Below are 24773 nucleotides of genomic sequence, written 5' to 3'. Positions count from 1 at the left end.
GTTGCTGTCAGGCTGACGTGTCCAGGTGGCGGTGGACCGCCGTCGCGAAGGCGTCGCCCCGCGCCTTGTAGTCGGTGAACTGGTCCATCGACGCGCAGCCCGGCGCGAGGAGCACCGTGTCACCGGGGCGAGCGGCCTGGGCCGCAGCCTCGACGACGCGGGCCATCAGCCGGTCGGCCGGTGGGACAGCTTCGTCTACGGATCCAGTCTCGCCGCTGTCCACCAGGATGATCGGGACATCCGGAGCGTGTCGCGAAAGCGCCTCGGCGATCAGGTCGCGGTCGGTGCCGATCAGGATCGCGGCCCGGATCCGGTCCTTGGCCTGCTCGACGAGCTCGTCGAACTGCGCTCCCTTGGCCAGCCCGCCGGCGATCCAGACGACGGGCTCGAAGGCCAGCAGGGAGGACTTCGCGGCGTGCGGATTGGTCGCCTTGGAGTCGTCGATCCAGGTGATCTCGTCGCGCACCGCGACGGTGGCGATGCGGTGGCCGTCGGGACGGAACGCCTTCAGCCCGTCGCGTACGGCGGCCTGGCTGATGCCGTGCGCCCGCGCGAGCGCGGCGGCGGCCAGGGCATTGGCCACGAAGTGCGGCGCGAGCGAGTAGAGGTCGGCGATCGTGCACAGCTCGGCCGCGCTGGTCTGGCGCTCGTCGATGAACGCCCGGTCGACCAGGATGTCCTCGACCACGCCGACCATGCCGACGCCCGGCGTACCGAGGGTGAAGCCGATCGCGCGCGCGCCTTCGACGACGTCGGCCTCCTCGACGAGCTCGCGGGTGGCGAGGTCCTCGACGTTGTAGACGCAGGCCCGCTGGACACCGGTGTAGATGCGGCCCTTGTCGGCGGCGTACGCCGTCATGCCCGCCTCGCCCGGCCCGTACCAGTCGAGGTGGTCCTCGGCGAGGTTCAGGACGGCGGCCGACTCGGCGGCCATCGAGTCGGTGTAGTGCAGCTGGAAGCTGGAGAGCTCGGCGACGATGACGTCGTAGGGCTCGGGGTCCATCACGGCCTCGGTGATCGGCAGGCCGACGTTGCCGGCGGCGACGGCACGCAGACCGGCCTCACGCAGGATCGTCTCGAGCATCTGCACGGTCGTGGTCTTGCCGTTGGTGCCGGTCACGCACAGCCACGGCGCGGGGTCGCTCCCCCGCAGGCGCCAGGCCAGCTCGACCTCGCCCCAGACGGGTACGCCGCGCTCCTGCGCCTGGACCACGAGCGCGGAGGTCGGCGGGAAGCCGGGCGAGACGACGAGGACGTCGACGTCGTCGGGCAGCGTGTCGGTGGCGCCGGCACCGGTCGTGAAGACGGCGCCGAGGGTCTCCAGCAGGTCGGCGCGCTCCTGGATCGGAGCGCCGATCGCGTTGGTCAGGACGGTGACGTCGGCGCCGAGGAACAGCAGGTTGTCGGCGGCGGCGGCACCGCTGGCGCCGAAGCCCGCCACGACGGCATGCACGCCGTCCCAGGAGTCGTCGCGCCCCAGGCCGGTCGGATCGATCCCGCTCACAGCTTGGCGACCCACTCGGCGTAGAAGACACCGACGCCGCCCGCGACGCAGAGGATGGTGATGATCCAGAACCGGATCACGACCGTGACCTGCTCCCACCCGAGCATCTCGAAGTGGTGGTGGATCGGCGCCATCCGGAAGATGCGCTTGCCCTTGGTCATCTTGAAGTAGCTGACCTGCATCATCACCGACAGCGTCTCGATCACGAACAGGCCGCCGAGGACGACCAGCAGGAGCTCGGTGCGGGTCAGGATCGCGAAGCCGGCCAGCGCGCTGCCGAGCGCGAGCGAGCCGGTGTCGCCCATGAAGATCTTGGCCGGCGAGGCGTTCCACCACAGGAAGCCGATGCAGGCGCCGGTGATCGCCGCGGCGATGATCGCCAGGTCGAGCGGATCGCGCACGTCGTAGCAGCTGGGCCCCGGCCGGCTCTGGCAGAACTGGTTGTTCTGCCAGATGTTGATGATCGTGTAGGCACCGAACACCATCGCGCTCGCCCCGGCGGCCAGGCCGTCCAGGCCGTCGGTCAGGTTGACGGCGTTGGAGAAGCCGGCGACGTAGAGCCAGATCAGAGCCATCGTGATGACCATCGGCAGCGCCAGCCAGCTGATGTCGCGCAGGAACGAGACGTGCTCGGAGGCCGGCGTACGACCGTGGGCGTCCTCGAGCCACGGCGAGAGCGCCAGGCCCCCGAAGACCAGCGCGATGATCGTCTGGCCGATCATCTTGGCGCGGCTGCGCAGCCCGAGGTTGCGCTGCTTGTAGATCTTGATGAAGTCGTCGAGGAAGCCCACCAGGCCCATGCCGACGAACAGGAACAGCAGCAGCAGCGCGGAGGCGCTCGGCTCGGTCCAGGTGATCAGCTTGGCGGCGGCGTACCCGAGGACGGCCGCGAGGATGATCGCGACGCCGCCCATCGTGGGCGTCCCGCGCTTGGTGTGGTGGCTGGTCGGGCCGTCCTCACGGATCTCCTGGCCGTAGCCCAGCCGGGTGAAGTAGGTGATCGCCGTGCGGGTGCCGATCAGCGAGATCAGCAGGGCGATGCCTCCGCCGAGCAGGATCGCCTTCACCTGGGGTGCTCCTCTGACTGGTCGGTCTGATCGGCCAGCAGCTGCTCGGCGATCTGTTCCAGGGCGGCGCCGCGCGAGGCCTTCACCAGCACCACGTCTCCCGGTCCGGCATTCTGCCGCAACCACGCCACGGCGTCCTCGCGGCCCGGAACCGTGGTCACCTCGATCGTGGCGGGATTCACGTGCTCACGCGCACCGGCGGCGATCGGGCTCGCCTGGTCCCCCACCACGACAAGTACGTCGACCCCCAGCTCGGCCGCCGCGGCGCCGACCTTGCGGTGGCCGGCGTCGTGCTGGTCGCCGAGCTCGAACATCGGTCCGAGCACCGCGATCGTGCGGCGGGCCGACCGCTCGCCGATGGCGGTGACGGCCTCGAGGGCGGCCCGCATCGACTCGGGGTTGGCGTTGTAGGAGTCGTTGAGGACCACCAGGCCGTCGGGTCGCTCGGACAGCTCCATCCGCCAGCGGGACGCCGGGGTGACCGTGCTCAGCGCTGCCGCCACCTCGGCCGGGTCGTCGCCGATCGCGATCGCCATCGCCGCTGCCGCCGTCGCGTTGAGGACCTGGTGCCTACCGATCTGCTGGAGCCGCACCGGGAACCACCCGTCGAGGTGGCCGAGCTCGAACGCCGGGCGCCCGAGCTCGTCCAGCTCGACGTTGCGCCAGCGGACGTCACCGTCGCTGCCGAAGGAGGTGGACCCGGCAGGCGCCTTGGCGGCCACGTTCGGGTCGTCGGCGTTGTGAACGGTCGTGCCGCCCTCACGGATGCCGGCGAAGATCTCGGACTTGGCCAGCGCGATCTGCTCCTGCCCGCCGAACTCCCCCACGTGGGCGGTCCCGACGTTGAGGAACGCGGCGACGTTCGGGGGCGCGATGGCGCAGAGCTGGGCGATGTGGCCGATGCCGCGCGCGCCCATCTCGACGACCAGGAACTCGGTGTCGGCGGTGGCGCGCAGGACCGTGAGGGGTACGCCGAGCTCGTTGTTGTTGTTGCCCGCGGTGGCCACGACCGCGCCGTCACCGTGGATCGCGCGGAGCACACCGGCGAGGTAGTCCTTGGTGCCGGTCTTGCCCTGCGAGCCGGTCATCGCCAACACGGGCACGCCGAGGGCATCGACCACGTGGCGCGCCAGCAGGCCGAGCGCGACGGTCGGGTCGTCCACCACGATCGTGGGTGCGTCGGTGGGACGGGAGCCGAGCACGGCGTACGCACCGCTCGCGAAGTCGTGACCGTCGACCCGCTCCCCCACGATGGCGACGTACAGGCCGCTCTCGACCGGGCTCCTGCTGTCGACGTACGCCACCCCCGAGACGACTCGGTCGGGGTCGCCGTGCAGCTCGCCGCCGACGACGTCGGCGATCTCGGCGAGGGTCATCGGGATCATCGCAGCGTCCTGAGCACGTCGCGCACGACCTCGCGGTCGTCGAAGGGATGCACCACGCCGTTGATCTCCTGACCGGTCTCGTGGCCCTTGCCCGCGACGACGATCACGTCACCGGGACCCGCGTCGCGTAGGGCCGTCGCGATCGCCTCGCGCCGGTCGCCGACCTCGGTCACGGTCGCCTCACCACGAGCACCGGCCAGGACCTCGGCCCGGATCGTCGCCGGGTCCTCGGTGCGGGGGTTGTCGTCGGTGACGACGACGAGGTCGGCCAGCCGGGCCGCGATCTCACCCATGATCGGGCGCTTTCCCCGGTCGCGGTCGCCACCCGCGCCGAGCACGACGACCAGCCGGCCAGAGGTGACCGGGCGGAGCGTGCGCAGCACCGCCTCCACGGCGTCGGGCTTGTGGGCGTAGTCGACGAAGACCTCGAACCCGCGAGCGGTCTCGATGCGCTCCAGCCTTCCGGGCACGCCCGCCCCCACAGCGATGCCGCGCGCGACTGCGGCCGCGTCGAACCCGGTCTCGGCACCCGCGGCGATGGCAGCGAGGGCATTGACGACGTTGAAGTCGCCCGGCAGGGGTACGCCGGCGGCGATCCGTTCGCCGTCCGGGGTGATCACCGTGAAGTCGGTGCGATCGGGCCGCGGCGCCAGGTCGACGGCTCGCCAGTCGGCATCGGTCGCCAGCGAGAGGGTGCGGATCGGGATCGAGCACTCGGCGGCGAGCCGTCGCCCGTGCTCGTCGTCGACGAACACCAGGCCCAGCGCAGCGCGCTCGGGGGTGAACAGCGAGGCCTTGGCCTGGAAGTAGTCCTCGACGTCGGCGTGGAAGTCGAGGTGGTCGCGGCCCAGGTTGAGGAAGACCGCGACGTCGAACACCACGCCGTCGACCCGGCCCATCACCAGCGCGTGGCTGGAGACCTCCATCGCGCACGCCTCGACACCGCGCTCGAGCATCGCCGCGAACAGGCCGTGCAGGTCGGGCGCCTCAGGGGTGGTCAGCGCGGTCTTCACCTCGACGCCGGCGATCCGGGTGCCGACCGTGCCGATGACCGCGGAGCTGACCCCGGCGGCCCGCAGGCCCTCGTCCAGCAGCCGGGTCGTCGTGGTCTTGCCCTGGGTGCCGGTGACACCGATCATCCGCATCCGTTGCGCCGGGTGGCCATACACCTCCGCCGAGACGGCGCCGAGCGCCGCGCGCACGGAGGCCACCTCGAGCACGGGCAGACCGGCCTCCTCGGCCGCAGCGCGGCCCTCGGCGTCCGTGAGCACGGCAACGGCCCCGGCGGCGCTCGCCTGGGGGACGAACATGGCGCCGTGGACGGTCGCGCCGGGCAGAGCGACGTACAGGTCACCGGGCTGCACCCGGCGCGAGTCCAGGCAGATGCCCGTGACCGGCACCGCCAGCCCCTCCAGCGACACCGGCTGCGGCCGACGCGGCCGGGTGGGGACGGGCTCGGCGCTCACCACGTCGTGCGTACGTCGGACGGCTTGGCGCCGGTGTGCGGCACGCCGTAGCGACGAAGGGCGTAGGCCATCAGCTGCGAGAACACCGGACCGGCGGTCGAGCCACCGCCGCTGCCCGCACGCGGGGACTTGATGACGACGTAGATCGTGAACCGCGGGTCGTCGGCCGGCGCGAAGCCGGCGAACGAGACCGTGGTGCGGTCGTAGCGACCCGACGGACCGACCTCCTGCGCCGTACCGGTCTTGCCGGCCACGACGTATCCGGGGACCTGCGCCTTGGGCGCGACGCCGATCGGCGCCGGCTTGACGACCTGCTCCATCATCTGGGTCATCTGGTTGGCCGCGCGTGTGCCGATGACACGACGCTCGGTCGCGTCGTCGCTGCCGATCTGGTCGCCCTTGTCGTCGGTGGCCGAGCCCAGGACGAGCGAGGGATCGACGCGTACGCCGCCGTTGGCGATCGTGTTGACGCCGGTGATCTCCTGCAGCGCGTTGACGGACAGCGACTGGCCGAAGGCGATGCGGTCCTTGATGCCCGCGGTCCAGTCGGCAAGCGGCGGCAGGATGCCGGCCGACTCGGCGCTGAGGCCGACGTTGGCGGGTTTGCCCAGGCCGAACTCGGTCAGGTAGCGGCGCATCTGCGCGGCCGGGAAGCTCTGCTGCGCGAGCACCGTGCCGATGTTGGAGGACTGGGCGATGACGCCCGCGAGGGTCAGGTCGATCTTGCCGTGCGGGAACCAGTCGTGGATGACCCGGTCCTCGACCGGCAGCTCACCCGGGACCCGCAGCCTGGTGTGCATCGTCGCCTTGCCGGCATCGATCAGCGAGCTCAGCGTGAGCGTCTTCTCCACCGAGCCCGGCTCGTAGACGTCGGTCAGCGCGGCCGACCGGTAGAGCTTACGGCTCGACTCGCGGGGGACGCTCGCGTCGTACGTCGGGTAGTCGGCCAGTGCCAGCAGCTGGCCGGTCTTGGTGTCCATCACGATCGCGATGCCGGACTTGGCGGCCGCGCCGCGGACCGCCTTCTTCAGCACGCTCTGGGCGTACCACTGCATGCCCGAGTCGATCGTGGTCCTCAGGTTCTTGCCGTCGACGGCCGGGACCTCGGTGTTGTCACCGAGCGGGATGGTGTTGCCGGCGCCGACCTCGTAGTGCGCCGAGCCGTCCTTGCCCGAGAGGTAGTTGTTGAAGTTGGCCTCGAGCCCGGCGAGCGGGTGCGCGGCGCCGTTGTCGAGCGGGGTGCCGAGGAAGCCGACCAGGTTGGCGCCGACGTCGCGCTGCGGGTAGATGCGCAGCGGGTCGTTGTTGGTGAACAGGCCGCCCATGTTGGCGCTGTCGGCGTCACCGACGACGGAGGTGGCCTCGGCCGCGGGGACCTGGCGGGCGATGTACTCGAACCGGGTGTTCTTGGCGCGCAGCTTGTTCAGCGTGGAGAAGTAGTCGACGTGCAGCCGGCGGGTCAGGAACGAGGCGAGCTTGCCGGCGTTCTTGGCCGTCATCGTGGGGTCGGCGACGATCATCTTGCCGGCCACCGACTGCGCGAACGGCTGGCCGTTGCGGTCGGTGATCTGGCCACGCGTCGCCGGCAGCACGATCGGCTCGCTGCCGTCGCGGGCCGCCATGTTGGCGTAGCCGCTCGGGTCCACCGCCTGCAGCTGGATCAGGCGGGCACCGAAGATCGAGAGCACGATCGCGATGAAGATGAAACCCGCGCGCAGCCGCGGGTGCGGTGCGCCTCGCTGCATGGACCCGCCTCCGGACGGGGTGCTCTTCCGGCTCACTCCCCCAACCTAGGTGGTCGGCTCAGCGAGTTCGGGTGGGCGCGCCGGACGCGCGGTTCTTCGCCGCCTTGTTCGTCGACTTCTTCGTGCCCGTCGCCGTGGACTCGGCCGTCGTGGTCGTCGTCGCGGTCCCGGTGGCCGTGGTGGTGGTCGGGGCCGCCTTCACCGGCGCCGGGTCGAAGGCGCCGGGACGGACCGGACGCGGCGGAGCCAGCGGCAGGCCGGTACCGATCGCCGGACCCGGGTGACCGGTGATCCTCCCCGTCGACAGGTCGATCACCCCGGACGGGCTCTCGGGGATGATCATCCCCATCCGCTGCGCGGCCACGGCGATCCGCTGCGGGTCGCGCAGCTGGTCGAGCTGCATCTGCAGCGCCTCGCCCTGCGCGTCCAGGTCGCGTGCCTGCTGGGTCAGCCTGGTCTCGCGGAACGCCGCCTCCTGCATGGAGGTGTTGAAGAACAGCAGGCCGAGCACACCGACCAGCAGGATCGCGCTGATCAGCACCACGAACGGCACGCGCGGCGCACGCTGCGTGGCAGGACGAGGTACGACGAACAGGCGGGCACGCTCGGCGGCCGCCTGGGCCAGCCGAGGCGCGATGCGCGGCAACCGGTTGAGGTTCGGTGCGGTGCTGCTCATCAGGCGACTCCCTTTCGACGGGGCTTGACGGGAAGGTTCGGTGCGGGACGGACGCGCTCGATGGCACGCAGCCGCACGCTGGCGGCTCGGGGGTTCTCTTCGATCTCCTGCTCGGAGGCCTGCTCGGCGCCGCGGGTGACCAGGCGCAGCGCCGGCTCCTGGCCCTCGGGGACGAACGGCAGGTCGTCGGGGACGTGGCTGGCGGTCGCGGCCGTGAAGACGCGCTTGACGAGGCGGTCCTCGAGCGAGTGGTAGCTCTCCACGACGACCCGTCCACCGACGGCGATGGCGTCGACCGCTGCCGGCATCGCCCGCTCCAGCACGCGGAGCTCGTCGTTGACCTCCATGCGCAGGGCCTGGAAGGTCCGCTTGGCGGGGTGGCCTCCCGTACGCCGGGCGGGGGCCGGGATGGCGTCGTACAACAGCTCCACGAGCCGGCCGCTGTCGGTGAACGGCGCCTTGGCCCGCTCGCGCACGATCGCGTCGACGATGCGACGGGCGTTGCGCTCCTCGCCGTACTCCTTGAAGATCCGGACCAGGTCGCGCGGCTCGTAGGTGTTGAGGATCTCGGCGGCGGTGATGCCGGAGTCGCCCATCCGCATGTCCAGCGGCGCGTCGACGGAGTACGCGAAGCCGCGCTCGCGCAGGTCGAGCTGCATCGAGGACACACCCAGGTCGAAGAGGAAGGCGTCCACCTCGGCCAGTCCCTGGTCGCGCAGCACGTCGGGGATCTCGTCGTACACCGCCTGGACGCCGATGAAGCGGTCGCCGAACGGCGCGAGCCGCTCGCGGCTCAGCTCGAGGGCCCGCGGGTCGCGGTCGATGCCGATCACGCGCGCCCGCGGGCAGCGGGTCAGCACCGCCTCGGTGTGACCACCGAGGCCGAGCGTGCAGTCGACCAGCACCGTCCGGTCCCGGTCCGCCCGGGTGAGCGCGGGGTCGAGGAGCGCCACGATGCGGTCGACCATGACCGGCACGTGCTGCGCTTTCGCCATCTGGCTCTCGACCCCTTGAAGCGTTGTGCTGCGTGAAAAGAACTGCTGCGGATCCGTAGGGTCAGACCCCCGCCCGCTCTCGAGGCTCGATCGGTGCCTGGGGCCGGGGAAGGTGTCCCAGGTACCGGGGTGCGTCTCGCCTGGGGCCGGGGAAGGTGTCCCAGGTGAGTGCCGCGTTGAGTGAGAGCGGGCCGAGATCTGGCCCTGCGGATCCGCTGTGAACTTCTGAAGGTGGATCTCGAGACGTCGCTGTGCGACCTGCTCGATCACGGTGAGCTAGTCGTCGTCCTCGTCGAGGTCGGCGAACTCCTCGAGGGCCGCCTGCTGGAACTCGCGCCACTTGACGGGGTTCCAGATCTCCAGGCGATCCCGTACGCCGATCACGACGACCTCGCGCTCGAGGCCGGCGTACTCGCGCAGGTTGGCCGGTACGCCGATCCGGCCCTGCTTGTCCGGGACGGCCTCCTCGCCGCCGGCGAACAGGACGCGTGCGTAGTGCCGTGCGGCCCGGTTGGTCATCGGCCGGGCGGCTGCCCGCTCGGCCTCCTCAGCGAAGACGTCGGACGGCCAGACGACGAGGCAGTTCTCCTGTCCCTGCGTCACCACGAGGCCCTCCGCGAGTCGATCCCTGAACTTCGCCGGGAGGAAGAGGCGCCCCTTGTCGTCGAGCTTCGGGGTGTAGGTGCCCATGAAGAGCATCCGGCACCCCCCTGCTAGTTCGACCTCAGGCTCCGCTTTCCTCCACTTTCCACCACAGTACTCCACTTTCCCCCACCGTCAACCACCTTCCTCCCCGTGTCTCCACCGCGCACCCCACCCCGGTTGCTCCACCTGCGCACCACGGCGGTGCCGTACGGTTGCGGCGTGGAAATCGCTGATGTCTCGGCCGTCGCTGCGGTGGCGCAGAAGATCCGCGCGAACGTGGAGCGGGTCATCGAGGGCAAGAGCGAGGTGGTCACCGCTGCGCTGGTCGTCCTGCTCGCCGAGGGCCACCTCCTCCTCGAGGACGTGCCCGGCGTCGGCAAGACCCAGCTGAGCAAGGCGCTGGCCCGCTCGATCGACGCCAGCGTGCGGCGGATCCAGTTCACGCCGGACCTGCTGCCCTCCGACGTCACCGGCGTCTCGATCTACAACCAGGCCACGCGTCAGTTCGAGTTCCGCCCGGGCGGCGTGTTCGCCAACATCGTGATCGGCGACGAGATCAACCGCGCCTCCCCCAAGACCCAGTCGGCCCTGCTGGAGTGCATGGAGGAGCACCAGGTCACCGTCGACAACCAGACCTACCCGCTGGACTCGCCGTTCATGGTGATCGCCACCCAGAACCCCGTCGAGATGGAGGGCACCTACGCGCTGCCCGAGGCACAGCGCGACCGCTTCATGGCGCGCGTGTCGATCGGCTACCCCGTCCAGGCCGCCGAGCTCGCGATGATCGCGCACCACGCCGGCGCCAACCCGCTCGACGACCTCTCCCCCGTCACGGACGCGGCCGAGATGCGCAAGGTGATCGAGTCCGTGGCCCAGGTGCACCTCTCCCCGCCGGTGCAGGAGTACGCCGTCGCGCTCACCGCCGCCACGCGCAGCACCCCCGAGCTGCTGCTCGGCGCCTCGCCGCGCGCCACGCTGCACCTGGTCCGGGCCGCCAAGGCGTACGCCGCCCTGCAGCGCCGCGACTTCGTCCTGCCCGACGACGTGCGCGCCCTGGTCCAGCCCGTGCTGGCACACCGGCTTCTGCCGGCGGCCGCGTCGGCCGGCTCGGCCAACCGCGCGGTCGCGGGGATCCTCGAGCGGATCACCGCCTCGATCCCGGTCCCCGCGTAGGACGCCCGAGTTGCCCGGCCTGACGTTGCGCGGGCGCGCGTTCGTCGCCGCCGGCGCGACCGTGGTGCTCTGCTCCTTCCTGCTCGGCCAGTCGGCGCTGCTGCGGATCGGCGTGCTGCTCGCCTGCCTGCCGCTGCTGGCCTGGCTGCTGCTCGGCTGGCGGCGTCAGTCGGCCACCGTGACGCGCTCCCTGCCGGACGCGGTGGTGGCTGCCGGGAGCAGTGCCGAGGTGGCGCTGGACATCACCGCTCGGGGCGCCTCGGCACTCACCACGCTGCTGGCCGAGGAGGTGCTGCCCTACGCCCTCGGCGCGCGACCGCGGTTCGTGATCGACCGGCCGGGCCGCGGCTCGACCCACCACTTCACCTACTCCGTGCGGCCCGACCAACGCGGCGTCTTCGCCCTCGGCCCGCTGACCACGCGAGCGACCGACCCGTTCGGGCTGGTCGAGGTCCGGCGTACGTCGGCCGGGGCCGGGACCCTGACGGTGACCCCGCGGGTCGTCGACCTGCCGCCGATCGACATCGGCCGCGGGCGGACCGGCAACGGCGACCGCCGGCTCCCCCACGCGGCCGCAGGATCACCCGACGACGTGATGGTGCGCGACTACCGGCGCGGCGACGACCTGCGCCGGGTCCACTGGCCCTCCTCCGCGCGGACCGGCGGACTCATGGTGCGCCGCGAGGAGCAGCCGTGGGAGGCACGCGCCACCGTGCTGCTCGACGACCGCGCGTCTGCGCACCGCGGCGTCGGTGCGGCCGGGAGCCTCGAGCTCGCCGTCGTCGTCGCGGCGTCGGTGGCCGCCCACCTCGATGCCCATGGCTTCACCGTGCGGCTGGCGTGGTCCGACGGCCTGTGCTCGGCCGGCGCCGAGCCGCTGTCCACAATCCTCGAGCGGCTGGCCGTCGTCTCGTTGTCCGATCGCCCCGATCTCGATGCCGCGTGGGCGTCCGAGGGCGGCGTGGTGGTGGGGGTGCTCGGTGGGCTGCTCGACACGGACGGCCCTGCCTTGACGCGGGTACGCCGGGCCGCCGGCTCGGCGCTCGCGATGACGCTCGACGTCGAGCAGTGGGCGGGCACGGCGGCCGCCGGGTCGACCGCCGCCACGCTGCGCTCGCTCGGCTGGCGCGCCGCGACGATCGGGCGCGGCGACCCGCTGGACCATGCCTGGAGGTCCCTGTCGGTGGGCGGGTTCGGTCGATGAGCCCGTCGCTGCGCCACCGACTGGCGCTGAGCGTGACCGGCGCGCTGACCACCTGGGCCGCGCTGACGGCGTGGCGCGGCTTCATCACCTACCCGTCGGCGTACCTCCTCGCCTGCCTCGCCCTCGGCCTGGTGCTGGCAGTGGTCGGCAGCCTGCTGCTCGAGCGGCTGCCGTCGTCCGTGGTGCTCGGTGTCGAGGGGGCGGTGGCCGTGCTGGCCGTCGTCCTCGCGGCCGGAGGGCCGCACGCGCTCGGCCCGGCGCTCGCCCACGGCCTGGACGCGACGCGGCAGTTCCGCGCGCCGCTGAGCCCGACGCTGCCCGACCTCACTCCCCTGCTGGTGCTCGGCGGCGCGGCCTGCCTGTGGCTGACCCAGGTGTGCGTCCTGCACGTACGCCGCCCGCCGCTGGCCGGCCTGGTCCTGCTCGGCGTGGTCGCGCTGCCGGCCGGCATCGACGGCGTCGGAGCGAGCGCGCTGTCGTTCGCGCTCGGGTCCGCGGGATACCTCGTCCTGCTGCTGATGGACGCCGACGAGCGGCGCCACGAGTGGGGACGTACGCCGATCGCCGCGCCGGCGCCACTCGCGGCCGCCGGTCGCACGGCGCAGGCGGCGGCGCCGATCGGAGTCGGGGCGATCGTGCTGGCGCTGCTGGTCGCCGCGGTGGTGCCGGTCCCGTCGCGGAGCATCCTGGAGGGCTTCGGGTCGGGCAGCAGCCGGATCACCATGCACCGGCCGGTGGTCGACATGCGCCACGACCTCCTCAAGCGCAGCCACACCCCGCTGGTCGAGATCACGACCGACGAGCCCGACCCGTCCTACCTCCGGATCGCCGCGCTCAACCGCTTCACCGGGCTGATCTGGTCCAGCGGCGACCGGCTCCACCTCGACGACCACACGGCCGACGGCGCCGTGCCGCTCTCGCCCGGGCTGTCCCCGGCCGTGCCGCGCACGGCGTACGAGGTGCAGGCGCGGGTGCTGCCGGCCTTCGACTCGACCTGGCTGCCGACGGCGTACCCGATCTCCCGGATCAACGCCGATGGCGACTGGCGCTACGACCCGGCGATCATGGACTTCATCGCCGCCGGCGACACCAACGCCGCGGGCTCGGCGTACTCCATGACCGCGGAGCGGCTCGACTACGGCCTGGACGGCCGGTTCTTCGGCGACTCCTCGCCGGCGGACGTGCGACCGGACAGCCTCGCCGTGCCCTCGACCGTGCCGACGTCGGTGCGGAGCCTGGCCTTCCAGGTGACCGCGCGCGGGCGCGACGACTACGAGAAGGCGCGGCTGCTGCAGGCGTACTTCCGCGACAGCGGGCTGTTCCGCTACAGCCTGACCGATGCGCCGCGGGGGCAGGCGGGCCAGACCCTGGCGACCTTCCTGAGCCCGAGCGGCCGCGTGGGCTACTGCGAGCAGTTCGCCTCGGCGATGGCGGTCATGGCGCGGGTAGCGGGCATCCCGGCGCGCGTCGCCGTGGGCTTCCTGCGTCCGCACCCGGTCGGCAAGGACACGTGGGTCTACACCTCCGACGACCTGCACGCGTGGCCCGAGCTCTACTTCAAGGGCGCGGGATGGGTGCGGTTCGAGCCGACACCGGCGTCCATCGCGAGGTCGGCGCCGGACTACTCCACGCTGCCGGTCGCTCCCCATCGATCCGGGGGCGGCCAACCGTCCGCGCTACCCACCGACACCGCATCGGCACAGCCGACGCCGACCTCGGCTCCCGCCTCGCCGTCGGCCGCGCCGTCCTCACCCAGGCCGTCCGGCACGCCGACCGCTCGGCCGAGCGAGGGCGGTGCGACGCCCAGCGGGTCCGCGGCGTCCGATGCCGACGCCGGGCCCAACCTGCTGGTGCGCGGGGTGCTGCTGCTCCTGCTGCTGGCGGCGCTCGGAGCGCTCGCCGTCGTGCCTTCGGTCGTACGCCGGCGCCAGCGGGTCGCGCGCCTGGCCGGCGGGCCAGAGGACGTGTGGGCGGAGCTCGCCGCGACCTGTGCCGACCTGGGCATCCCCTGGCGCGGCGGCCGGTCCCCGCGCGAGACCGGCGAGCTGCTTGAGCGGGCGGTCGGCACCGACGCGCCGAGCGGTCACGAGTGGACCGCCGCGCCGTCGCTGGCGACGATCGTCACGGCGCTCGAGGAGCTCCGCTACGGCCGGGGCGGGACGGTGCCGCCGGACCTCGGCGACGAGGCGGCCGAGGTGGTCGCGGCACTGACCGCTGCCGCCGACCCGCGAGCGTCACGGCTGGCGCGGTGGCTGCCGCGCAGCCTGCTGCGGCGCTGACGAACGCGCCTACCAGCCACCCATGTCGCGACGGCGGCGCCAGCGGGTGCGCAGGGTGTCCATGAAGGAGTGGTTGCGCTTGACCGGTCGCGAGGCGCTGCGCGAGCGACGGCCGCCGTCGATCACCGAGAAGCCGGAGGGGTGGGTGTGGCGCTGCCGCGCCGAGGCCTCGTCGAAGGCCGGCACGATCCGGTGGCCGCGCAGGGCGCTCAGGCCGATGGTCGCGGCGGCGAGCATCACGATGAAGCCGAGGATGCCGATCTGCCAGTAGCGCGTGATCACGCCCGTCATCAGCACCGCGATGCCGGCGGCGAAGCACAGGCCGGCGATGATCGCGCTGCGGCGGGCCGCGTTGCGCAGCGTCGTCCCGCGCAGGGTGGAGGCGAGCTTGGGGTCCTCCTCGATGAGGGCGCGCTCCATCTGCTCGAGCAGTCGAAGCTCCTCTTCCGAGAGTGGCACCGGTACCTCCGCCTGTGATCAAACCGACTTGTCAGGCAAGTCTAGGCGGGGTCCCTGGAGTGCGGTAGGGAGCGCTGAGATTTTGCCCGGCGCAGGCTCGCCGAAGGTACGCCGCCACAGACCTGCACCACCCCCGGTCGACTCCGTGCGTCATCGAGATGCAGGTTGTGGCTGGGTCTCTGCCCAGAAGTCGACCGCAACCTGCATCTCGGCGAGCTAACGACCGCCACGTGAGCCCGGCGGGCTCCCGAGCAGCGTCGCCGGACGTACGACGGAGCTCCCGAACCGATCACCCGCCCGGTCCATCGCGCGGTCGACCTCGGGCCATCCGGGGTCACGCTCGCCGAACGCGAGCTGCCGACCGAGCTCAGGCCGCCGGCGCTGCAGACCCTCGACCCGGACCCCGACCAGCCGCACCGCGAGTCGCCGCGACTCGGCCCGCGAGTCCAGCAACCGCTCGAGGAGCGCGAGCGCAGCGGCGTACACCTCCTGGGTCACGTCGGTCGGCTCGCCCAACGACCTCGACCGCGACACGGTCGTGAAGTCGCTGAACCGGACGGTGATCGCCACCACCCGGCCGACCTTCTCCGCCGCCCGCACCCGCGCGCAGACCCGCGAGGCGAGCCGCAGCAGCTCGCGCGCCAGCTGGCCGCGATCGCGTACGTCGACCGCCAGCGTGTGCTGCGACCCCATGCTCCCCTCGGGCTCACCCTCCCCGAACCCGAACGTCCCCGCACGCCCCGGCGTCAGGTAGTCACGGTCGGTGCCCCACGCGAGGTGGTGCAGCGTGGTCCCGAGGTGGGTGCCGACCCGACGCCGGAGGTCGTCCACGGGCACTGCCGCGACCGACCCCACGGTCGTCAGCCCGAGCCGGTGCAGGCGGTCACGGGTGGCCGGGCCGACGCCGTACAGCTCCCCCACGTCCAGCGGATGGATCTCGGCCACGAACCGCTCCGGCGAGAGCACGCAGACCCCGTCGGGCTTGGCCCGTCGGCTGCCGAGCTTGGCCACCGACACCGTCGCGCCGATCCCGACCGAGCAGGTGATGCCGTGCTCGGCGTACACCCGGGAGCGGATCAGCGACGCGATCCGCTCGGGCGGGCCGAACAGACGCTCCGCACCGCTGACGTCGAGGAACGCCTCGTCCAGGGAGACCACCTCGACCACCGGCGTCACCGAGCGGAACGTCTCCATGATCGCCTTCGAGGTCGGCGTCAGCAGGCCGAAGTCGGGCGCCATGAAGATCGCCCGCGGGCACAGCCGCTCGGCCTCGCGGCCCGACATCCCCGATCGCACCCCGAAGTCGCGCGCGGGGTAGTTCGCCGAGAGCACGACCCCTCGGTGCCCGCCGCCGATGATCACCGGTCGCTCGTGCAGCTCGGGCCGGTCACGGATCATCACCGACGCGTAGAACGCGTCCATGTCGACGTGGAGCAGGTGCAGCGGCATCACGCCGCCGCCGGAGCAGGGCTAGCGCGCCAGGACGTGCAGCTGCGTGGCGAGCGGGAGGTACTCCTCGCGAGGGGCAGCCGCGCGCTCGAGCTCGACCAGCGACGCGACACCGCCGGGCTCCTGGTCGATGAGTGCGCCGGGCACGAGGTCGGTGAAGACGCGTACGCCGTGCACCGACTCGACCGCGAAGCCGGCCTGGGCCAGCAGCGCGGTGACCTCGTCTCGCGTGAAGCGGCGACGGCCGCGGACCGGGTCGCCGGCGCCGAGGTCGGCCAGCACCGCCCGCGCCTGCTGGAACTGGCCGGCCATCGCCTTGGCCAGGACGGTCGCGTGGGTCTGGGCGACCAGCAGGCTGAGCACGCCTCCGGGACGCAGCACCTCGCGGATCGCGGCGAGTGCTGCGACCGGGTCGACGACCTCGAGCACACCGTGGCAGAGCACCAGGTCAGCGCTCGCGGGACCCACGATCGAGACCAGCTGGTCGACATCGCCCTGGTGGCCGGTGACGCTGACGCCGGCCTCACGGGCCCGGCGACCGAGCGCGGCGAGGGCGTCGGGACTGGGGTCGACCACCGCGACGCGGTGCCCGAGCTCGGCCAGCCGGACGGCAGAACCGCCCGTGCCACCGCCGATGTCGACGACCTCCGCCGTCGTGCCGGCGAGCGCCTGCTCGAGTCCGTCCCAGACGACCACGGTGCGCGGGCCTGCTGCCGATGCCATGCCCAGAACACTAGGGGATCACGTGATGCTCAGCCGACGGCGCGACCGGCGAGACGCTCACCGATCGGCACGTGCGGGGTCAGCCCGAGCGACTGCTCGATCACGGCGAGGAACCGGTCGGCGTCGCGCACCAGGTCGTCGGCCTCGCGCTCGGTGACGGCGTACGTCGATCCTGCCTCCGCCGCGGCCCGCTTGGGGGCGCCCGCGGCGAAGAACCGTGCCCACTCCTCGAGCTCGGGCGCGACCGTCATCAGCAGCACCCAGGCGTTGCGCTGCGGTCGGCGCTTGGCGGGCTCTGGTCGGGCTCGGGCCGCGAGCAGGGCGGCGGCGGCCCGGAGCGCGGAGACGTGGGCGCAGGCGTAGCGGGTCGCGACGTCGCGGGCAGCGACCGCCTCGCTCAGCGATTCCGCCGAACGCATGAGGTAGGAATGGGTGGTCGCCGGCAGCATCATGGGCTCGCCTCTCCTGGATCCTGTTCGAACGTTTGTTCGAACAGTGCCAAGGTACATCTCCCCTCCGACACACCGTCAAGGTCTGCGGGTCGCCCACCTGCGCCGGTCTAGCCTTCACCGGTGCGGATGACTCGATGGGGGGCGGTTCTCGCCCTGCTCACCGGGCTCCTCGCCACCCTCCTCACCGCCTGCGACGCGACCACCGACGACGCGGGCCATCCCGTCCGGGTGATGGTCGTGGGCGACTCGATCTCGCAGGGCCGCCCCGGCGACGCGACCTGGCGATACTGGTTCTGCCAGGCTTTCGCCCACCAGCACGTCCCGCTCAAGATGGTCGGTCCCACCATCGGCCAGCGCAACGGCGCGATGGACTACGAGCTGCCCTGGGACAACGAGGCGCACGCGGCCAAGGGCGGCTCCCGGATCGAGTACCACCTGACGCGGATCGTGCAGGAGATGCGGACCTACCGCCCCGACGTCGTGGCCATCGAGATCGGCTTCAACAACGCGCGGGAGGAGAACGGTCCGCAGGTCGCGGCCGGGACGATGCAGCTGATCGACAGGATCTGGTCGGTCGACCCCGACACGAAGATCGTCTACGGCGAGATCCCGCTGCGCGACTGGTACCCCTCCGGCACGCCGGTCAAGGACCGCAACCGGCACGCGGAGGTCGCGTCCCGGATCGTGGCCGAGAAGCTCGCCGGCGACGACCGCGTCGCGATCGCCCACGTCGTCACCGCTCCCGACCGGCCCTGGGACCCCCGCCTGTACTCCACCGACGGCACCCACCCGACCGCGACCGGGCAGACCCTGGTCGCGCAGAGGTACGCCGAGGCGTTCCACGACCTGGGGATCCTCCCCGAGCAGCCGCAGATCTTCCACGAGCGCACGTGGAACCCGCAGCCCCAGGCCGCCGTCTCGCGCGCGTCCACCGGTGGCCTGCACGTCGACTGGCACGCGGTCGTCGCCGACGACTGGACGACCAGCGTGCGGATCACCGTCACCGACGCGAGCGGATCGACCGTGGCCGACCACACCTACCCGACCGACCCCCAGCGGTGGACCGACCCGACGAGTGCGACGTACGTCGTGCCGCCGGGGACCTACCGCGTCGTGCTGACGCCGATCCGGGGCTGGATGACGGGTGCTCCGGGACCGGCGGTCACGATCGTGCTGAAGGGCTGACCTCGGCGCGTCGCCAGCTCGAGGCCCGCAGGAACCGGCTGGTGGTCGGGTGCCAGAGGAACACCAGCGTCGCCGACGACAGCAGGGCCGCGAAGATCAGCGCCCAGACCACCGACGTGGGGGGCGCCGTACGCATCATCGCGAGAGCGCCGAGGACGAGACCGAGGTCGAGCACCGTCATCGAGTAGCGGGCGACGGCCTGCCCCTGGCGCAGCATCGAGAGCAGGATCAGCGCCGTGATCGCGATGACGGCGTAGAGGACGACGACGACCGGCACGAACGAGATCGGCCGGATGTTGCTGTCGTCGGGGTGCAGCGGAGCCCAGGAGTCGGCGATGTCGTGGCGGTCGAGCACCACGAACACCGAGACGACCAGACCGCCGAACACCAGCACCCAGGTCAGCCAGCTGGCTACCTGGACGGCCTGCGGCCGGGTGGTGCGCTCAGTCATCGTTCCTCCAGAACAGTGCAGGTCGCTACAGATAGGGTCTGGCCCATGTCCGCTGAGCACCCCTCGATCACGCGCTTCCGGGAGGCGCACGAGGAGCGGGGCGGTACCGGCCAGATCGTCATTCTGCCCGACGCCGCCCACACCGCGGCGCTCGCCGCGGCGGCGCTCGGGTGTGAGGTCGGCGCCATCGCGAACAGCCTGCTGTTCGACGCCGGCGGCGAACCGGTGCTGATCCTGACCTCCGGAGCGCACCGCGTCGACACCGCCAAGGTCGGTGCCGAGCTCGGCACCACCCTGCGCCGCGCGACCCCGGACTTCGTCAAGGAGCACACCGGCCAGGCCATCGGCGGGGTCTCGCCGATCGGGCACCCGGCCGCGGTGCCGACGTACCTCGATCGCTGGCTCGAGCGCCACGACGTCGTGTGGGCGGCCGCCGGCCACGCGGCCGCGGTCTTCTCGACGTCGTACGCCGAGCTGCAGCGACTCACCGGGGCAACGCCCCTCGACGTGGAGTAGGTCCGAGAAACCATGGATGTCGTCGTCATCGGCGGCGGGCTCGGCGGTCTCGCCAGCGCCGCACGCCTCGCCAAGCTCGGCCACCAGGTCACCCTGCTGGAGGCCTCCGACGGCGTCGGCGGCGCGCTGCGCCCCGTCCGCCAGGACGGCTTCACCTGGGACGCCGGGCCCACCTCGACGCTGCTCCCCGCCACGCTGCGCGACCTGTTCCGCAAGAGCGGGAAGCCGCTCGAGGCGGAGCTCGGCGAGGAGCTGATCCCGCTCGAGGTGATCCGCGAGCACCGCTTCGAGGACCTCACCTCGGTGTCCCTGCCCGGCGGCTCGCGCGCGCTGCAGGCCCAGGCGTGGGACGCCGTCGCCCCCGGCCTCGGCGAGCGCTGGAACCGCCACGTCGACCGCTACGAGCCCCTGTGGGAGATCCTGCGGCGCGAGTACGTCGAGAAGCCGTGGGACCCGGCCACCAAGGGCGCCGTGCCGCGCGACCTGGCCAAGGCGTTCGGCCTGCGCGACACCTTGTACCGCCTGCTGCGCGCCGACTTCCGCGACGAGCGCCAGGCGCTGGTGGCGGGCTACCCGATCACGATGCAGGGCCAGGAGCTGCGCAACGTGCCGGCCTGGGTGGGCGTCTCGCTCTACCTGGAGCAGTGCTTCGGTGGCTGGCAGGTCCCCGGCGGCTTCGCGCGCCTGGTCGAGCTGCTGGAGAAGCGGCTGGCCACCCGGCGCGTCACCGTCGTCACCGGCTCGACCGTCCAGGACCTGGTCGTCCGCGAGGGTCGCGTCGCCGCCGTCGCGACCGCCGAGGGCGAGCACCGCGCCGACGCCGTGGTCGTCGCCGTCGACCCGCGACGCCTGCCCACGCTGGCGGCGTACGTCGAGCGCACCATGCCCGCGATCCCGCCGGTCATCTGCCACGTCGGCATCGAGGGCGACGTCGACCTGCCCGCCGAGACCGTGCTGCACGCCGACCCGATGTTCGCCGTACGCCGGGGCGTCGGCGCTCCCGACGGCATGACCGCCCTGAGCATCCACGCGCGCGGCAAGGTCGCCGAGGACCTCCTGGACGGGCTCGCCCGCCACAAGATCGACCTGCGCGAGCAGGTGGTCACCCGCATCGACCTCTCGCCCCGCGAGCTGGTCCAGCAGTGGGGCGGCTCGCCCCTGGGCGTGCTGTGGCAGGGCCGGCGCACCGTCTACGACAAGCTCGGCCCGGCCACGCCCATCCCCGGCGTGTACGTCGCCGGCGCCCACGGCGCTCCGGGTGCCGGCGTACCTTTCGTGGCTCAGTCGGCCGCGCTGGTCGCCCAGCTGATCGGCGGCTGAACCCGGGCGCAGGTTTCCCAAGGTATGCAGCCGAACCTGCACTCCCCTGGCGTTGCAACCATCGGGAAGCGCAGGTTTCCCTGCATACCTTGGGAAACCTGCAGCAGGCTCAGGCCGTGGTGATCTTCAGCTTCTCGAAGATCTCCAGCGTCGCCTTGGAGCGGTTGAGCGTGTAGAAGTGCAGGCCCGGCGCACCCCCGGCGAGCAGGTCGTCGCAGAGCTGCGCGGCGAGCTCGATGCCCTGGGCACGGATCGCGGCCGGGTCGTCACCGGCTGAGGAGATCGCGTCGATCACGTCCTGCGGCACGGAGGTGCCGATCAGCTCGCCCTGCCGCTGGATCGCCGAGAGGTTCAGGATCGGCATGATGCCCGGCAGGACCGGGATGTCGACGCCACGCGCACGGACCCGCTCGACGAGGTCGAAGTAGTCCTGGGCCTTGAAGAACATCTGGGAGACCGCGAACTCAGCACCGGCCCGGGCCTTGGCGACCAGGACGTCGGCGTCGGCGTCGAGCGACTCGGCGCCGGGGTGGCCCTCGGGGAAGGCGGCGACGCCGACGCGGAAGTCACGGCCGTGGGCCAGCTCGACGAGCTCGAGCGCGTAGTTCAGGCCGCCGTCGGTCGGCGTCCAGTCGGCGCGCGGACCCTCCTTCGGGTCGCCGCGCAGCGCGAGGACGTGAGCGACGCCGGCGGCGGCGTACGCGTCGAGGATCTCGACCAGCTCGTCCTTCGTGTGGCCCACACAGGTCAGGTGCGCCATCGGGATCAGCGAGGTCTCGCTGGCGATCCGGCCGGTGATCGCGATCGTCTTGTCGCGGTTGGCGCCGCCGGCGCCGTACGTCACGGAGACGAAGGTCGGGGCGTACGGCTCGAGCGCGCGGATGGCGTCCCACAGCTGCGCCTCGCCGGCCTCGTCCTTGGGCGGGAAGAACTCGAAGGAGAACGACCGCTCCCCGCTGCGGATCAGCTCGCCGAGGGAACGCCCACGCCCAGTAGTCATGGGCGCGAGTTTAGGAGTACGCCGCTGCGACGGCCGGGCGCGGGTTACGTACGCTGAGACCGCTCACCCTCACCACACGCAAGGGGCCCCACCACCGATGGCAGCTCGGATGCCGGACGTCGGCGACCACGTCGGCCGCTACCGCCTGACCGGCGTGCTCGGCCGTGGCGGCATGGGCACCGTGTTCGAGGCGCAGGACGACGCCCTCGAGCGCAGGGTCGCGCTCAAGGTGATCAATCCCGCCATCGCGGCCGAGCCGGAGTACCGCGAACGCTTCCGCCGTGAGGCGATCGCGATGTCGCGCCTGGACAGTCCCCACGTGCTGACCGTCCACGACCACGGCGAGCAGGACGGCACGCCGTACCTCGTGACGCAGCTGGTCACCGGCGGCGACCTCGAGGCGGAGGTACGCCGCGGCCCGCTCGCGCCCGGGCGCGCGCTGGAGCTCACCCGGCAGGTCCTCGACGGGCTCGCCGACGCGCACGCCGCCGGCATCGTGCACCGCGACATCAAGCCGAGCAACGTGCTGCTCGGCGGCGACAAGGCCTACCTCTGCGACTTCGGCATCGCCACCTCCCCCGACGCCGCGCTCACCCGTACCGGCGTGCTGATGGGCTCGATCGCCTACATGGCTCCCGAGCGCCACTCCGGCGAGAACGCGACGAACGCCGGCCCCGCCGGCGACATCTACGCCGTCGGCTGCCTGCTCTGGGCGATGCTCACCGGGACCCCGCCGTACGCCGGCTCCGACGTCGAGGTCGCGATGGGCCACCTGCACGGGGCACTCCCGCAGCTGCCCGAGCGGGACGCGTTCACCGCCGGCATCAACGAGGTGCTGCTGCGTGCGCTCGCCAAGGACCCCGCGCGGCGCTACGCCACCGCCCGCGCGATGCGCGCGGCCGCAGCCGGCCTGCTGTCCCAGGCGCCGGCCGCGATCGTCCTGCCCGACGTCACGTCGGTCCGCCAGCCGCTGACCGTGCCGCCGGCGGCCCCGCCCGCCGAGGAGCGCCGACGCCGACCGCTGCCGGCCGCGCTGATGGCGAGCCTCGCGGTCCTCGGCGTGATCCTCGGTGTGGTCGGCATCGTCCTCGCCGCGCAGCGGCCCAGCGTGGTCACCGCACTCACCGGTGAGCACGACACGTCATCGGCCGGCGGCACCTCGTCGGCGGCCTCCGCACCGACCTCACCGACCTCGCCGGGCGGCAAGCGCGCGCGGCACCACAAGCACGCACGACCCGGTGCAGCGACGAGCGTTGCGACCGTGCCGCCCGCGACCGCGGTCCTGCCGCACCTACCGGCCCCGCCGAAGCTCCGCGAGAGCTGGTCCCCCTATCCCCAGGCCACCTCGCGGCCGACCGCGGCCAGCTCCCCTGCGGCACCGACGACATCGTCGGCTCCCCCGCCGCCGGCGTACACCTGCTGGAACGGGACGCCCGCGGCCGGTCCCGGCTCCTGCGGCTACCCCCACGGGCTGGTCGGCCTGAGGTGGATGACGCCGAACCGCCAGATCGGCTGCAAGCCGACTCAGATGAGCTCGACCGACCAGGACCTCGAGGACTGGATCTGCCGCTACGACGGCGGCCGCAGCTGGGTCACCATCATCCGGTGGAAGTCCTGGCAGGGCGCCGCCGACATGTACGCGCCGCCCGGAGGGTGGCAGCCGTGGACCTGCGGCACCGCCCGCTGCGGGCTGTCCTACCAAGGGCCGCTGCAGAAGATGTCCAGCTACATCCGGGTGTACCAGGTCCAGAACTACTGGAGCGTCGCGATCCGCGCCCGCACAGCGACGATGCGCAACAGGGGGCGCGAGCTGATCGGCGCCCTGCGCGGCCCGGGAGAGATCCAGGGCAAGCCCACCGGTTAGTCTCGACGCGTGGCTGACGCGTGGGACCCGACGGACTTCCGCGCGGCCGTGCAGGCCGAGCTCGACACCTTCCTCGACGAGCAGGCCGAGCGCCTCGCGCCGCTCGGATCCGATGCGGACCGGCTCCTCGCCGAGGCACGCGCCGTGGTCTCGGGCGGCAAGCGCTTCCGGGCCGCCTTCTGCTTCTGGGGGTACGCCGCGGTGGCCGGCGTACCTCGTGGCGAGGACGCTCGCGCGGTGATGCGCGCGGCCGCCGCGCTGGAGCTGCTGCACGCCTCGGCACTGGCCCACGACGACCTGATGGACGCCTCCGACACCCGACGCGGCCGGCCCGCGACCCACCGCGGCTTCGAGGCCGAGCACCGGGGCGACGGCTGGCGCGGGGACGCGGAGCAGTACGGCGCCGCGGCCGCGATCCTGCTCGGCGACCTGCTGCTCTCCTGGGCCGATGAGCTCGTCCGCCGATGTGGCCTGGGCTGGGACGTGGTCGGGCCGGCGCTCGACGTCTTCGACCTGTGCCGCTCGGAGGTGATCGCCGGCCAGTTCCTCGACGTCTCCGTGCAGGCGCGGGGCTCCGCGACGCCGGAGGAGGCGATGACGGTGCTGCGCTACAAGTCGGCGAAGTACTCCATCGAGCGCCCGCTGCACATCGGCGCCGCACTCGCCGGAGCCTCCGCGCTCGACCTCGAGGCGCTCACCCACTTCGGCCTGCCGCTGGGCGAGGCCTTCCAGCTGCGTGACGACCTGCTCGGCGTGTACGGCGACCCCGCGACCACCGGCAAGCCCGCCGGCGACGACCTGGTCGAGGGCAAGCGGACCCTGCTGGTCGCACATGCGCTGACCTCGCTGGGCGCGGCCGACGCCGCACGCCTGGATGCCGCGCTCGGCACCGCGCTCTCCGACACCGAGGTCGCCTCGCTCCGCGAGCTGATCGACGCCTCCGGTGCCCACGCGTTGGTCGAGTCGACCATCACCGCGCTGGCGGACGAGTCGCTGGCCGCACTGGCCGCGGGTCGGCGTACGGGCTGGGACGCGGCTGCCTGCGAGGCCCTCACCGCGCTCGCCTCAGCCGCCACCCAGCGCACCGCCTGAGGCATCAGCCGCTGGTCGAGTAGCCGCGAGCGCTAGCGAGGGGCGTATCAGTGATTGGCTTGGTGGGCCTGGTCGCGGTCTGACTCACGCGCGTATCTGACGCCGCTGGCTGTCTTGGTTTCG

The 24773-nt window shown here is 72.4% G+C and carries 22 protein-coding genes; 8 read left to right on the top strand and 14 right to left on the bottom strand.

Annotation, left to right across the window (positions count from 1 at the left end; translation table 11 throughout):
• Positions 1-7 precede the first annotated feature (7 nt).
• The 8 genes from murD to mraZ all read right to left on the bottom strand — a co-directional run bounded on the left by murD (position 8) and on the right by mraZ (position 9528).
• Complete coding sequence (gene murD / locus ACYVJ3_RS14570) at positions 8-1504, bottom strand: UDP-N-acetylmuramoyl-L-alanine--D-glutamate ligase (RefSeq protein WP_460853772.1); 1497 nt, start codon at positions 1502-1504, stop codon at positions 8-10.
• Positions 1501-2571: a phospho-N-acetylmuramoyl-pentapeptide-transferase gene (gene mraY, locus ACYVJ3_RS14565; RefSeq protein ID WP_460853771.1), complete on the bottom strand. Its 1071-nt coding sequence runs from the start codon at positions 2569-2571 to the stop codon at positions 1501-1503. The genes murD and mraY overlap by 4 nt, the downstream gene beginning before the upstream one ends.
• A complete protein-coding gene (locus ACYVJ3_RS14560) occupies positions 2568-3956 on the bottom strand; it encodes a UDP-N-acetylmuramoyl-tripeptide--D-alanyl-D-alanine ligase (protein ID WP_460853770.1) in 1389 nt (462 codons plus the stop codon). The genes mraY and ACYVJ3_RS14560 overlap by 4 nt, the downstream gene beginning before the upstream one ends.
• Complete coding sequence (locus tag ACYVJ3_RS14555) at positions 3953-5422, bottom strand: UDP-N-acetylmuramoyl-L-alanyl-D-glutamate--2,6-diaminopimelate ligase (protein ID WP_460853769.1); 1470 nt, start codon at positions 5420-5422, stop codon at positions 3953-3955. Before ACYVJ3_RS14555 ends, ACYVJ3_RS14560 begins: the two co-directional genes overlap by 4 nt.
• The gene (locus ACYVJ3_RS14550) at positions 5419-7203 is read right to left on the bottom strand and encodes a peptidoglycan D,D-transpeptidase FtsI family protein (protein WP_460853768.1); all 1785 of its coding nucleotides are present in this window, start codon (positions 7201-7203) and stop codon (positions 5419-5421) included. Before ACYVJ3_RS14550 ends, ACYVJ3_RS14555 begins: the two co-directional genes overlap by 4 nt.
• Positions 7204-7225: 22 nt before the next feature.
• On the bottom strand, positions 7226-7843 hold the full coding sequence (locus ACYVJ3_RS14545) for a hypothetical protein (protein WP_460853767.1): 618 nt from the start codon (positions 7841-7843) through the stop codon (positions 7226-7228).
• Complete coding sequence (gene rsmH / locus ACYVJ3_RS14540; protein WP_460853766.1) at positions 7843-8838, bottom strand: 16S rRNA (cytosine(1402)-N(4))-methyltransferase RsmH; 996 nt, start codon at positions 8836-8838, stop codon at positions 7843-7845. The genes ACYVJ3_RS14545 and rsmH overlap by 1 nt, the downstream gene beginning before the upstream one ends.
• Before the next feature lie 276 nt (positions 8839-9114).
• Positions 9115-9528: a division/cell wall cluster transcriptional repressor MraZ gene (mraZ, locus tag ACYVJ3_RS14535; protein WP_460853765.1), complete on the bottom strand. Its 414-nt coding sequence runs from the start codon at positions 9526-9528 to the stop codon at positions 9115-9117.
• A gap of 174 nt (positions 9529-9702) precedes the next feature.
• Between mraZ and ACYVJ3_RS14530 the strand changes: the two genes are divergently transcribed.
• Genes ACYVJ3_RS14530 through ACYVJ3_RS14520 form a run of 3 tightly spaced genes read left to right on the top strand, consistent with a single transcriptional unit; the run spans position 9703 to position 14139 of the window.
• Positions 9703-10656, top strand: a complete 954-nt coding sequence (locus tag ACYVJ3_RS14530; RefSeq protein WP_460853764.1) for an AAA family ATPase — start codon at positions 9703-9705, stop codon at positions 10654-10656.
• Between the two features lie 10 nt (positions 10657-10666).
• On the top strand, positions 10667-11860 hold the full coding sequence (locus ACYVJ3_RS14525) for a DUF58 domain-containing protein (protein ID WP_460853763.1): 1194 nt from the start codon (positions 10667-10669) through the stop codon (positions 11858-11860).
• Positions 11857-14139, top strand: a complete 2283-nt coding sequence (locus tag ACYVJ3_RS14520) for a transglutaminase family protein (protein ID WP_460853762.1) — start codon at positions 11857-11859, stop codon at positions 14137-14139. Before ACYVJ3_RS14525 ends, ACYVJ3_RS14520 begins: the two co-directional genes overlap by 4 nt.
• A gap of 9 nt (positions 14140-14148) precedes the next feature.
• Here ACYVJ3_RS14520 and ACYVJ3_RS14515 read toward each other — a convergent pair whose 3' ends face one another.
• The 4 genes from ACYVJ3_RS14515 to ACYVJ3_RS14500 all read right to left on the bottom strand — a co-directional run bounded on the left by ACYVJ3_RS14515 (position 14149) and on the right by ACYVJ3_RS14500 (position 17222).
• Positions 14149-14598, bottom strand: a complete 450-nt coding sequence (locus ACYVJ3_RS14515; protein WP_460853760.1) for a DUF3040 domain-containing protein — start codon at positions 14596-14598, stop codon at positions 14149-14151.
• 216 nt (positions 14599-14814) lie between these two features.
• Positions 14815-16047 (bottom strand): DNA polymerase IV, encoded by a 1233-nt coding sequence (dinB, locus tag ACYVJ3_RS14510; protein WP_460853759.1) that lies wholly within the window; start codon positions 16045-16047, stop codon positions 14815-14817.
• A gap of 21 nt (positions 16048-16068) precedes the next feature.
• On the bottom strand, positions 16069-16770 hold the full coding sequence (locus tag ACYVJ3_RS14505; RefSeq protein WP_460853758.1) for a methyltransferase domain-containing protein: 702 nt from the start codon (positions 16768-16770) through the stop codon (positions 16069-16071).
• 29 nt (positions 16771-16799) lie between these two features.
• Positions 16800-17222, bottom strand: a complete 423-nt coding sequence (locus tag ACYVJ3_RS14500) for an SAV_6107 family HEPN domain-containing protein (protein WP_460853757.1) — start codon at positions 17220-17222, stop codon at positions 16800-16802.
• Positions 17223-17348: 126 nt separating this feature from the next.
• On the opposite strand from ACYVJ3_RS14500, the gene ACYVJ3_RS14495 reads away from it, so the two are divergent.
• Positions 17349-18407 (top strand): SGNH/GDSL hydrolase family protein, encoded by a 1059-nt coding sequence (locus tag ACYVJ3_RS14495; RefSeq protein WP_460853756.1) that lies wholly within the window; start codon positions 17349-17351, stop codon positions 18405-18407.
• Here ACYVJ3_RS14495 and ACYVJ3_RS14490 read toward each other — a convergent pair.
• Positions 18385-18858 carry a hypothetical protein gene (locus ACYVJ3_RS14490; RefSeq protein WP_460853755.1) on the bottom strand — a complete coding sequence of 158 codons (474 nt, stop codon included), beginning with the start codon at positions 18856-18858 and terminating at the stop codon, positions 18385-18387. The genes ACYVJ3_RS14495 and ACYVJ3_RS14490 overlap by 23 nt on opposite strands.
• A 45-nt stretch (positions 18859-18903) precedes the next feature.
• Here ACYVJ3_RS14490 and ACYVJ3_RS14485 point away from each other — a divergent pair, with 45 nt between their 5' ends.
• Together ACYVJ3_RS14485 and ACYVJ3_RS14480 are read left to right on the top strand one after the other, a co-directional pair.
• Positions 18904-19374 carry a YbaK/EbsC family protein gene (locus ACYVJ3_RS14485; RefSeq protein ID WP_460853754.1) on the top strand — a complete coding sequence of 157 codons (471 nt, stop codon included), beginning with the start codon at positions 18904-18906 and terminating at the stop codon, positions 19372-19374.
• Between the two features lie 12 nt (positions 19375-19386).
• Complete coding sequence (locus ACYVJ3_RS14480) at positions 19387-20694, top strand: phytoene desaturase family protein (RefSeq protein WP_460853753.1); 1308 nt, start codon at positions 19387-19389, stop codon at positions 20692-20694.
• A 109-nt stretch (positions 20695-20803) separates the two neighbouring features.
• Here ACYVJ3_RS14480 and metF read toward each other — a convergent pair whose 3' ends face one another.
• Positions 20804-21694 (bottom strand): methylenetetrahydrofolate reductase [NAD(P)H], encoded by an 891-nt coding sequence (gene metF, locus ACYVJ3_RS14475; protein WP_460853752.1) that lies wholly within the window; start codon positions 21692-21694, stop codon positions 20804-20806.
• Between the two features lie 97 nt (positions 21695-21791).
• Between metF and ACYVJ3_RS14470 the strand changes: the two genes are divergently transcribed.
• Positions 21792-23558, top strand: coding sequence for a serine/threonine-protein kinase (locus tag ACYVJ3_RS14470; protein ID WP_460853751.1), 1767 nt, complete (start codon positions 21792-21794; stop codon positions 23556-23558).
• A 9-nt stretch (positions 23559-23567) separates the two neighbouring features.
• Positions 23568-24650: a polyprenyl synthetase family protein gene (locus ACYVJ3_RS14465; RefSeq protein WP_460853750.1), complete on the top strand. Its 1083-nt coding sequence runs from the start codon at positions 23568-23570 to the stop codon at positions 24648-24650.
• The last annotated feature ends 123 nt before the right edge of the window (positions 24651-24773 follow it).

Source organism: Nocardioides montaniterrae (assembly GCF_054782655.1).
The sequence above is the reverse complement of the archived record's forward strand: the minus strand, read 5'-3'. Positions and strand labels throughout refer to the sequence as shown.

Bases quoted from the DNA above. Each gene is read 5' to 3' on its own strand.
- ACYVJ3_RS14560 (WP_460853770.1), bottom strand. From the start codon at position 3,956: ATGATCCCGATGACCCTCGCCGAGATCGCCGACGTCGTCGGCGGCGAG.
- ACYVJ3_RS14480 (WP_460853753.1), top strand. From the start codon at position 19,387: ATGGATGTCGTCGTCATCGGCGGCGGGCTCGGCGGTCTCGCCAGCGCC.
- ACYVJ3_RS14520 (WP_460853762.1), top strand. From the start codon at position 11,857: ATGAGCCCGTCGCTGCGCCACCGACTGGCGCTGAGCGTGACCGGCGCG.
- mraZ (WP_460853765.1), bottom strand. From the start codon at position 9,528: ATGGGCACCTACACCCCGAAGCTCGACGACAAGGGGCGCCTCTTCCTC.
- ACYVJ3_RS14505 (WP_460853758.1), bottom strand. From the start codon at position 16,770: ATGGCATCGGCAGCAGGCCCGCGCACCGTGGTCGTCTGGGACGGACTC.
- ACYVJ3_RS14470 (WP_460853751.1), top strand. From the start codon at position 21,792: ATGGCAGCTCGGATGCCGGACGTCGGCGACCACGTCGGCCGCTACCGC.
- ACYVJ3_RS14490 (WP_460853755.1), bottom strand. From the start codon at position 18,858: ATGACTGAGCGCACCACCCGGCCGCAGGCCGTCCAGGTAGCCAGCTGG.
- dinB (WP_460853759.1), bottom strand. From the start codon at position 16,047: ATGCCGCTGCACCTGCTCCACGTCGACATGGACGCGTTCTACGCGTCG.
- ACYVJ3_RS14485 (WP_460853754.1), top strand. From the start codon at position 18,904: ATGTCCGCTGAGCACCCCTCGATCACGCGCTTCCGGGAGGCGCACGAG.
- metF (WP_460853752.1), bottom strand. From the start codon at position 21,694: ATGACTACTGGGCGTGGGCGTTCCCTCGGCGAGCTGATCCGCAGCGGG.
- ACYVJ3_RS14500 (WP_460853757.1), bottom strand. From the start codon at position 17,222: ATGATGCTGCCGGCGACCACCCATTCCTACCTCATGCGTTCGGCGGAA.
- ACYVJ3_RS14545 (WP_460853767.1), bottom strand. From the start codon at position 7,843: ATGAGCAGCACCGCACCGAACCTCAACCGGTTGCCGCGCATCGCGCCT.
- rsmH (WP_460853766.1), bottom strand. From the start codon at position 8,838: ATGGCGAAAGCGCAGCACGTGCCGGTCATGGTCGACCGCATCGTGGCG.
- ACYVJ3_RS14495 (WP_460853756.1), top strand. From the start codon at position 17,349: ATGACTCGATGGGGGGCGGTTCTCGCCCTGCTCACCGGGCTCCTCGCC.